Here is a 7,560-nt window from a genome sequence, read left to right on the forward strand (position 1 = left end):
CGCGCGTCGCCGCGCTCAGGGTGCCCGCGAGCGCCGAGAAGTAGAGGCCGTTCTGCAGGAGCGGGAAGGCCGGCTCCTCGGCGGCATCGGGCATGGCAGTGGGGCAAGATCGGCGGCGCGGGCCTCGGGCTGGCGATCGGCGGCCCGCTCGGGGCGCTCGTCGGCGGCGCGGCCGGCCATTACCTGATCGACCGCGAGGGCGCGCCGTTCGGGCGCACGCCCCGCGAGGTGGTCTTCACCACCGGCCTCGTGGCGCTCGCCGCCAAGATGGCGAAGTCCGACGGCGTGGTGACGCCGTCCGAGGTCGAGGCCTTCGGCAAAGTGGTGCAGGTCGAGCCCGCCGAGCGGGCCGGCGTCGAGCGCCTGTTCGACCTCGCCAAGACCACCACCGCCGGGTTCGAGGCCTATGCGAGCCAGCTCGCCGCGACCTTCAGCGACGCGCCGGCGCTGCTTGAGGACGTGCTCGACGGCCTGTTCCATATCGCGACCGCGGACGGGGCGATCCACGAGGCCGAGGAGCGCTATCTCCGCGCGGTCGCCGAGATCTTCGGGCTGGACGAGGCGGCCTTCCGGCGCATCGCCGCCCGCCACGTGCGGCTCGCCGACGACCCCTATCTCGTGCTCGGCCTGGAGCGGGGCGCCGACGCGGCCGCCGTCAAGGCGCGCCACCGCCAGCTCGTCGCCGAGAACCATCCGGACCGGGTGATCGCCCGCGGCCTGCCGCCGGAGGCGGTGGCGATCGCCACGCGGCGGCTCGCCGCCATCAACGCGGCCTACGACCGCATCGAGGCGGAAGGCGCCGCGCGGTGAGGACCGACAGCCCCCTCGCGACCCAGGTCATTCCCTCGCCGAACCACGGCGAGCGGAAGGGGCCGCGGCCCGACCTGCTGATCCTGCACTATACGGGCATGGAGAGCGCCGCCGCGGCGATCGGGCGGCTCGGCGACGCGACGGCGGAGGTGTCGGCCCACTACGTGGTGCTGGAGGACGGGCGCATCGTGCAGATGGTGCCCGAGAGCCGGCGGGCCTGGCACGCGGGCGCGAGCGCGTGGCAGGGCTGGCGCGACGTGAACTCGCGCTCGCTGGGCATCGAGATCGTCCATCCCGGCCATCTCGACGGCGCGCTGGCCCCCTATCCCGAGGCGCAGGTCGCGGCGGTGACCGCGCTGACGCAGGACATCGTCGCGCGCTGGAGCATCCCGGCGGCGCGGGTGCTCGGCCATTCCGACATCGCGCCCGAGCGCAAGGACGATCCCGGCGAGACCTTTCCCTGGGCGCAGCTCGCGGCGGCAGGCGTCGGCCATTTCGTGCCCCCGGTGCCGATCCGCGATGGGCGCTTCTTCGCCCGCGGCGATGCCGGTCAGCCGGTGGAGGCCCTCCAGGCGATGCTCGCGCTCTACGGCTACGACGTGCCGGTGAGCGGGAGCTTCGACGCCCGCACGGAAGCCGTGGTGCGGGCCTTCCAGCGCCATTTCCGTCCCGCGCGGGTGGACGGCGTCGCCGACGCCTCGACCATCACCACCCTGCGCGACCTGATCGCGGCATTGCCGGCCAAAGAGGCGCCCGCACCATGACGATCAGCCGCGTCGGCGCCGCGCTCGCCGCCCTGCTCCTCTCCGGACCTGTCCAGGCCGGCGAAGGCGACTGCTTCGACGCGGTCGATCTCGACAAGCCGGTCGCGCTCGCCACGGTCACCGGGCCGGAGCGCGTGCCCTTCGTGAAATCGGCGCATGCGGCGGCGGGCTGCCCGGGACCGGACGGATCCTGCCGGGAGAAGGCCTATCTCGTCGCCGGCAACGCTGTCCTGGTCGGTCAGGCCCGGGGCGCCTTCGTCTGCGCCACCTATGTCGGCGCCAAGGGCGCGACCCGCTCCGGATGGCTCCCGCGGACGGCTCTCACGGATGCAGCCCCCGCCACGCCGGCCCTCGACGACTGGGCCGGCTCCTGGCAGGGCAGTCCCGAGCACCGCATCCGCATCACCCGGACGGGAGCGGGGCTGGCGCTCGCCGGCGATGCAACCTATGGCGCCCTCGATCCGGACCGGGTGAAGCGCGGGGCGGTGAATATCGGCTCGTTCTCGGTCGAGGCTCGCCCCCAGGCCGGGACGCTCGCCTTCACCGACGGCGAGAACGGCGTCGTCCCGCGCTACAGCCCGGACGATTATACGGCCTGCAGCGTCCGCATGCGCCTGATGCCGCCCTTCCTGCTGGTGGAGAGCAACGCCGCCTGCGGCGGCGCGAATGTCAGCTTTACCGGGATCTACCGGCGCGGCTGAGCGGCGCCAGCCCGATCAGGGCAGCGGCCGGACTATTCCGATCGAGGCTTGACCTGCCTGGCCCGTGAGACCGTACCGCGCGCGATCGACGCCGACGGACGCATGACCGTGCAGGCATCGCGGCAATATGGTCAACGCCGGTCATGCGAAGATGAAGATTCTATAGGGGTCAGATCCAAAAATATACATTGGGTCCGATGATTCAAAAAGGAGATAAATACCAAAAACATTGCCGTATCTTACGCATTCATTAAAATTCTACGCATCCCGTAAAGGTTCATTCGGTGGTCCGTGCGGTAACGCGCTTCCGGGAAAACGAGGGTGCGGCCGGTCCCGAGCCGCCGCCCTGGCGGCACGCGTGGAGGCTCTCATGACGCTGGATCCGGAGGAGTTGAGCGCTGCCGAGCTGCTGGTCGCCCGCATCGCCGCCAACACGAGCGCGTCCGCCGCGCTGGCCTTCTCCGGCCATTTCCTCACCAGCAATTTCGGGCGCTCGCTGAGCACGATGGAGGCCCGGATCTGCGACGGCGCGCTCCTCATCCTCGCGCGCACGGAACGGCTTGCGGTACGCGCGCAGCTCGCTGGGATCCTGGCCGCCGTGGAGAGCGGTCCGGTCCGGACCGTCACCCATCTCGCCTATGATCTGGAGGTCGAGGTGGCCGGCCCGATCCTGAAACGCTCGCCGCTGATCGCCGAGGAGGACCTTGTGGCGATCGCGCGGATCCGGCCGTCGGCGCATCTGGCGGCCCTGGCCTGCCGCACGGCGCTGAGCCCCGCCCTCACCGCGATCCTTCACGCCCGCGGCAACGCTTTCGCGCCGCAAGCGCGCACCGGCACCGGGGGGCCCCATGGATCGACGCGCCGCTATCTCCGCCGCTCGGCGACGGCGACGGCGCCCGAGCGGCCGGATCGCAGCCTCATCCGTCGATCCGACGATGGCTTGCCACCGGAGTTCAAGGAGCGCAGGCGAGCGCGCATCGAGCGGATGACGCTGCGCCTGATCGAGGGCGGGCGACCGAAATGCGGTGAGCCCGCGGATTGATGCCGGCGACCGACGCCCCTCACCGGACGCCGGCGCCACGGAGATCGGGCCGGGCCCTCTCGTCCCGGAGCCTGTGCGAGCGCGATCGTCACGCGGAGAGCCGGGTCGTGCGGTCCATCCCGGTCATCGCTGACCTGCGAAGCGCCAGAGGGTTCGCAGGGTTCGTCCAGGGATCGACAGGTTAAGTGCCCCCACGCCGTTCGGGCAGGCCCTCAGTGCTTCAGCAGGCTCTCGAAGCTTTCCTCGGGCGGCAGCTTGTTCGAGAACCGTGCGAGACGGCTGAGGCTCGGCTCGGACAGGCCGCCGGCATTGGCGTAGGCCGCGAGGGCGAAACTCACCAGAAGCTCCGCCTCTTCGTGCGTCACGGCCCGTCCGCTCAGAATGCTCGCCGCGCCACGAACCGCATGCACGGCTTCACGGAAAGCAGGATCGCCCTTCAGCTCATCGATACGCGACGCCACCGCTCCCTCCCCGCGGGTTGCATCCGGAGTCGATCCGACCGCGTCGCGATCGGGGACGGCTCCGGAGCCCTGATGCGTGGCGCTCCCCCGGCCGAACCGGCCTCCGCTCGGGCGAGCAGCACCCCGGCTCCTCGCGGCGTTCAGAGCAGCCACCGAAACTCCCGATAACCGGGAGATCGCCCGCCGGGCACGACGGCGCAGCGGGCGTTTCGAGAGAGGCTCTTAGCCCTAGGGATGGGGGCGTGTCACTTCCGATGGCGGCCCTGCGCGGAGGCGCGTGGAGCCGGGACCCCATTGCGCGGGCACGCGGATCTCAGGGCCTCCTCGGGCGAGGCGGGCGCCGCCTGTCACGACGTGAGGAGGATCCCATGATCCAAGGATCCGGGGACAAGAGTCAGCGCTGCGCTGCGGGCAGGGCCGGCTCGAAGCGGCCGAGGAAGCGCGCCCGTTCCCACAATTCGAGGACGAAGCCGCCGAGCATCGCCCGGACGGTCTCGACGGCCTCCGCATCGGTGATCACGTCGAGGACTTCGGCGGCCACGATCCGGTCACCGGGGGAGAACCGGTAGACGCGGTACGTCGACTGCCCCTCGTTCGGCGAGGACCGGAATTGTGCACTTGCACCAGGGCTTTGATCGGGCATGGCAAAATCCCTCCACGCGCCTCAGCAACCTCAGAGCGAATGGTTAACAAATCGTTAACGCTCGCATGAATTCTCCGATGAAGCCGAACCGAAACTGAATTCCCTCCGTAAAATTTTGGGTTCGTACGCTCCGCCTTGCGCATCAGCGTGCATTGAATGCCCGATCGACCGGATTTATCCGAGGAGATCAGGGACGGCCTCGGCTGCGGGACATCTCCTGCCGGCCGCCTCCGACTGCTCACAGCGCTCCAGAATGCGGCTCTCGAGGCAGCGCATCGCGCGCCGCGATCAGGGCCTTTTTGACCATCCTCAATGTTCTGTCCGGAGCACACAGGCAGGGTCGCGCGGATATCGCATGTCCCGGGCCCCCGTGATCGCCGTCACCCTTGCTCTTGCCCTGGCGCTCTACGGCGCCGTCGTCGTCTCGGTGCATCAGGCCGTCAGCCGCCTCGTCCGGATCACGCACGGGGCGGTTCCCGGACAACCGGCAGGCCCGCGCACGGCCACCGCACGAGGACCTGAGAGACCGACGGGGGTTCTGGCCTGGTCGCTGATCGCGGCGACGGCCTGCTTCTGGCTGCCCATCCTGACCGTCGTGCTCGGATTGACCACAGGGGCGCTCGGCCCGCACGTCGCTCAGGCTGACCCTCCCTCCGCCGCGGCGGCGGAAATGGACGCCCGGGACCGGCACAGGCCGGCCGCACTCCCCTACGAGGCGATGAGGCTCGACGCCTGCCGGACCGATCTCAGATCGCTCCAGGCGGATCTCGAGCAATCCACCGCGATGACGCTCCAGTTCATTGCCGCGCCGCAGAAGGCCCCGCCTGCGTTCCGGGCCTACAAGCCCCTGGGAGAGCTCTTCGTCGCGGCCAAGACCCGTGCCATGCAATGCCTGCAGATGGATTTCCCCGAGACCGTGCTCGCGGTCTCGGAGAGCCGCATGAACATGCCGGCGCCCGGGGAGCCGACCGACAACCTGAGCCAGATGTACCGGTACCGGAAGTTCTATCGGCAAGCGTCGCAGACCAAGGCGGCGCTCGCCGATTTCCTCGCGACGATCGGGCTCCGCAAGGCGATGCTGCGCCGTGAACTGGCCGATTGAGGGTCTCTTGCGACGCCTCAAGAAGAGGTTGGGGAGGGGATCGGCTCGCGTAGGCCCCCGCTCGAACAGTCTGGGAGACCGCGGCCGCCGGGTCGCGACGGGGCGATCAGCTCTTGCCCTCGGCCCAGAGCCGGTCGCGCTCCGCCTGCGCCTCCCGCAGGGCCGCGCGGTCCGCGTCCTGCTCCGCGCAGGCCTCGCGCAGCCGCGTCCTCTCACGGGCGGCCTTGCGCTTCAGGCGCGCCAGATTGGCCGCCTTCTGCGCCAGGATCTCCTCCACGCTGATCGGATCGTCGCGGAGCGGCGGCTGCTGCCACGGATAGGGCCGCCGCGGGGCGGGGGCCGGGCCGCGCGGCCGTGACCGGATCGGCGCCTCGTGAGCGCTCGCGTCGTCGGTCAGGCGCAGCGCCTCGCCGAGACTGAGGCCGGCGGCGGCCGCGACACGGCTTGCCGCCGCCGCGCCGGCCGCGCGCTCTCCAGGCGTCGCCCCGCGCTCCATCATGGCCCGGCACTTGGCGAAGCGGGCCCGATCCAGCCTGCGCTCAGGCATGACGCCGCCCCGGCCCCGGGCCGCGATCCGGGAACCGGAGGCAGGCGCGCGTGCGGCCGTCCTCGCGCGTCAGGACGAAGCTGCCGCCCAGTTGGGAGGCCATGCCGCGCATCACCCGCTGCCCGAGACCGCCGCTCTCCGGCGCGCCGGCGCGAAGGCCATCCCCGTCATCGGCGACCGTCAGGGCGAGCCAGCCATCGGCCTCCTTGCCGAAGGCCACCTGGATCTGCCCGGGCCTGTCATCAGGGAAGGCATGTTTCACCGCGTTGGTGACCGCCTCGTTGAGGACGAGCCCGACCAGAACCGCCTGATCCGCGCTGAGGCGATGCGGTTCGACGGCGGTTTCGAGCGAGACCGGGCGCAGCCCGAGATGGGCCGCACGCAGCTCGTCGCAGAGCCCCGTGAGGAAGGCCCGCATCTCCAGTCGGCCCGCAGGCCCGGACGTGGCCCGGAGCCGCCGGTAGACGCTGCCGAACACGTGGATCCGGTCGGCCAGACTGCTCAACGCCCGCCGGGTCTCCGCGTGCTCGGCTTGGGCCGCCTGCAACTCGGCCACGGAGACCAGGGCGCCGAGATCGTTGCCGATGCGGTGCGAGATCTCCTTCAAGAGGGCGGACAGGTTGTCCGTCTGCCGAGCGAGCCGCGTCAGCCGGCCGTCGGCCCGCGACAGGCGCGCCTGCAGGCTGCTGACGGTCAGGACGATGCACAGGCCGGCTGCGATGAAGCCGAGCAAGCCCAGCGCCTCGGTCGGCTCGGACACGGCGAGCCCTTCACCGCGCAGGAGGAAATAGGCGATCGCCGTGGCGCTCAGCCCGACGGCCCAGAGCGCGGCGACGCGGCCGCTCCGGAAGGCCATGACCGCGAACGCCGCCTCATAGACGACGTAGCCCTGGCTCGGGGTCTTCGGGAACAGCCGCAGGCAGAGGGCCGTGTAGGCGGCCAGGAGCGCGAAGGCGGCGAGCCCCTCGATCAGCCCGGCCCTGCCGGGCCGGTGCGTCCGGCCTTCCGCGTCCGGCGGCGCGGCCTGGGACTCCGTGGCTTGGATGTCGCGCACGACGAGCCCTCAGAGCCCCGCCCGATCCGTCCGGATGCCGAACCCCGTGCAGGGGCGCATCCGCCCAGCCCGCCGCGCGCGGGCGGGAGCGATCCGCCCATCCGGCGGAATCGCGTGATCGGTCTGGCTCATAGCGATCGGCAGACTGCCATACGGGGCGGGCGGAACCGCACCCAGTAGCAGCACGCGGCCGGGGGTCAACGGCGGCCGGAGCCGACGCGGACATAGGTCCGCAGCGGCCCGAGATCGGTGTCGGTGCGCGCGTCGAGGGCGAAGCGGCCGTCGGCCTCCGGACGGGCGGCGGTGCCGTCGCGGCCGGACCGGACGGCGACGCCGGCTGCGGCCCGGCCGGACAGGCGCAGGCAGGTTGCGCTGCCGGGCAGGCGCACGAAGCCCGGCCCCTGCTCCGGGCACGGCCGGGCCTTCGCCTCGGGGA

At 71.4% G+C, this 7,560-nt stretch carries 10 protein-coding genes; 5 read left to right on the forward strand and 5 right to left on the reverse strand.

All coding sequences use genetic code 11. The features are described from left to right. The first annotated feature begins 108 nt into the window (after positions 1–108). The 4 genes from MET9862_RS27640 to MET9862_RS27655 all read left to right on the forward strand — a co-directional run bounded on the left by MET9862_RS27640 (position 109) and on the right by MET9862_RS27655 (position 3,317). Complete coding sequence (locus MET9862_RS27640) at positions 109–810, forward strand: TerB family tellurite resistance protein (protein WP_142586132.1); 702 nt, start codon at positions 109–111, stop codon at positions 808–810. After that, entirely contained in the window at positions 807–1,574 is a 768-nt protein-coding gene (locus tag MET9862_RS27645; RefSeq protein ID WP_142586125.1) for an N-acetylmuramoyl-L-alanine amidase, read from the forward strand. Before MET9862_RS27640 ends, MET9862_RS27645 begins: the two co-directional genes overlap by 4 nt. After that, positions 1,571–2,275 (forward strand): hypothetical protein, encoded by a 705-nt coding sequence (locus tag MET9862_RS27650; RefSeq protein WP_142586126.1) that lies wholly within the window; start codon positions 1,571–1,573, stop codon positions 2,273–2,275. Before MET9862_RS27645 ends, MET9862_RS27650 begins: the two co-directional genes overlap by 4 nt. Before the next feature lie 370 nt (positions 2,276–2,645). Then, positions 2,646–3,317 carry a DUF2336 domain-containing protein gene (locus MET9862_RS27655; protein ID WP_142586127.1) on the forward strand — a complete coding sequence of 224 codons (672 nt, stop codon included), beginning with the start codon at positions 2,646–2,648 and terminating at the stop codon, positions 3,315–3,317. Between the two features lie 212 nt (positions 3,318–3,529). Here MET9862_RS27655 and MET9862_RS30330 read toward each other — a convergent pair whose 3' ends face one another. Together MET9862_RS30330 and MET9862_RS29710 are read right to left on the reverse strand one after the other, a co-directional pair. Further along, positions 3,530–3,682: a hypothetical protein gene (locus MET9862_RS30330; RefSeq protein WP_244612940.1), complete on the reverse strand. Its 153-nt coding sequence runs from the start codon at positions 3,680–3,682 to the stop codon at positions 3,530–3,532. A 490-nt stretch (positions 3,683–4,172) separates the two neighbouring features. Then, positions 4,173–4,319, reverse strand: a complete 147-nt coding sequence (locus MET9862_RS29710; RefSeq protein ID WP_185157035.1) for a hypothetical protein — start codon at positions 4,317–4,319, stop codon at positions 4,173–4,175. 457 nt (positions 4,320–4,776) lie between these two features. Here MET9862_RS29710 and MET9862_RS27665 point away from each other — a divergent pair, with 457 nt between their 5' ends. Continuing rightward, positions 4,777–5,523, forward strand: coding sequence for a hypothetical protein (locus MET9862_RS27665; RefSeq protein WP_142586129.1), 747 nt, complete (start codon positions 4,777–4,779; stop codon positions 5,521–5,523). A 106-nt stretch (positions 5,524–5,629) separates the two neighbouring features. Here the strand turns inward: MET9862_RS27665 and MET9862_RS27670 are convergent, their stop codons facing one another. From MET9862_RS27670 to MET9862_RS27680, 3 genes are all read right to left on the reverse strand, one after another. Continuing rightward, positions 5,630–6,070: a hypothetical protein gene (locus MET9862_RS27670; RefSeq protein WP_142586130.1), complete on the reverse strand. Its 441-nt coding sequence runs from the start codon at positions 6,068–6,070 to the stop codon at positions 5,630–5,632. Beyond that, positions 6,063–7,124 carry a sensor histidine kinase gene (locus MET9862_RS27675; protein WP_142586131.1) on the reverse strand — a complete coding sequence of 354 codons (1,062 nt, stop codon included), beginning with the start codon at positions 7,122–7,124 and terminating at the stop codon, positions 6,063–6,065. The genes MET9862_RS27670 and MET9862_RS27675 overlap by 8 nt, the downstream gene beginning before the upstream one ends. A gap of 197 nt (positions 7,125–7,321) precedes the next feature. Continuing rightward, positions 7,322–7,560, reverse strand: a 239-nt coding sequence (locus MET9862_RS27680) for a porin (RefSeq protein ID WP_185157036.1), incomplete at its 5' end; no start/stop codon positions are given.

Origin of the sequence: Methylobacterium symbioticum (genome assembly GCF_902141845.1) — a bacterium.
In the GTDB taxonomy this organism is placed as follows: Bacteria; Pseudomonadota; Alphaproteobacteria; order Rhizobiales; family Beijerinckiaceae; genus Methylobacterium; species Methylobacterium symbioticum.

Bases quoted from the DNA above. Each gene is read 5' to 3' on its own strand.
- MET9862_RS27650 (WP_142586126.1), top strand. From the start codon at position 1,571: ATGACGATCAGCCGCGTCGGCGCCGCGCTCGCCGCCCTGCTCCTCTCC.
- MET9862_RS27665 (WP_142586129.1), top strand. From the start codon at position 4,777: ATGTCCCGGGCCCCCGTGATCGCCGTCACCCTTGCTCTTGCCCTGGCG.
- MET9862_RS27655 (WP_142586127.1), top strand. From the start codon at position 2,646: ATGACGCTGGATCCGGAGGAGTTGAGCGCTGCCGAGCTGCTGGTCGCC.
- MET9862_RS27670 (WP_142586130.1), bottom strand. From the start codon at position 6,070: ATGCCTGAGCGCAGGCTGGATCGGGCCCGCTTCGCCAAGTGCCGGGCC.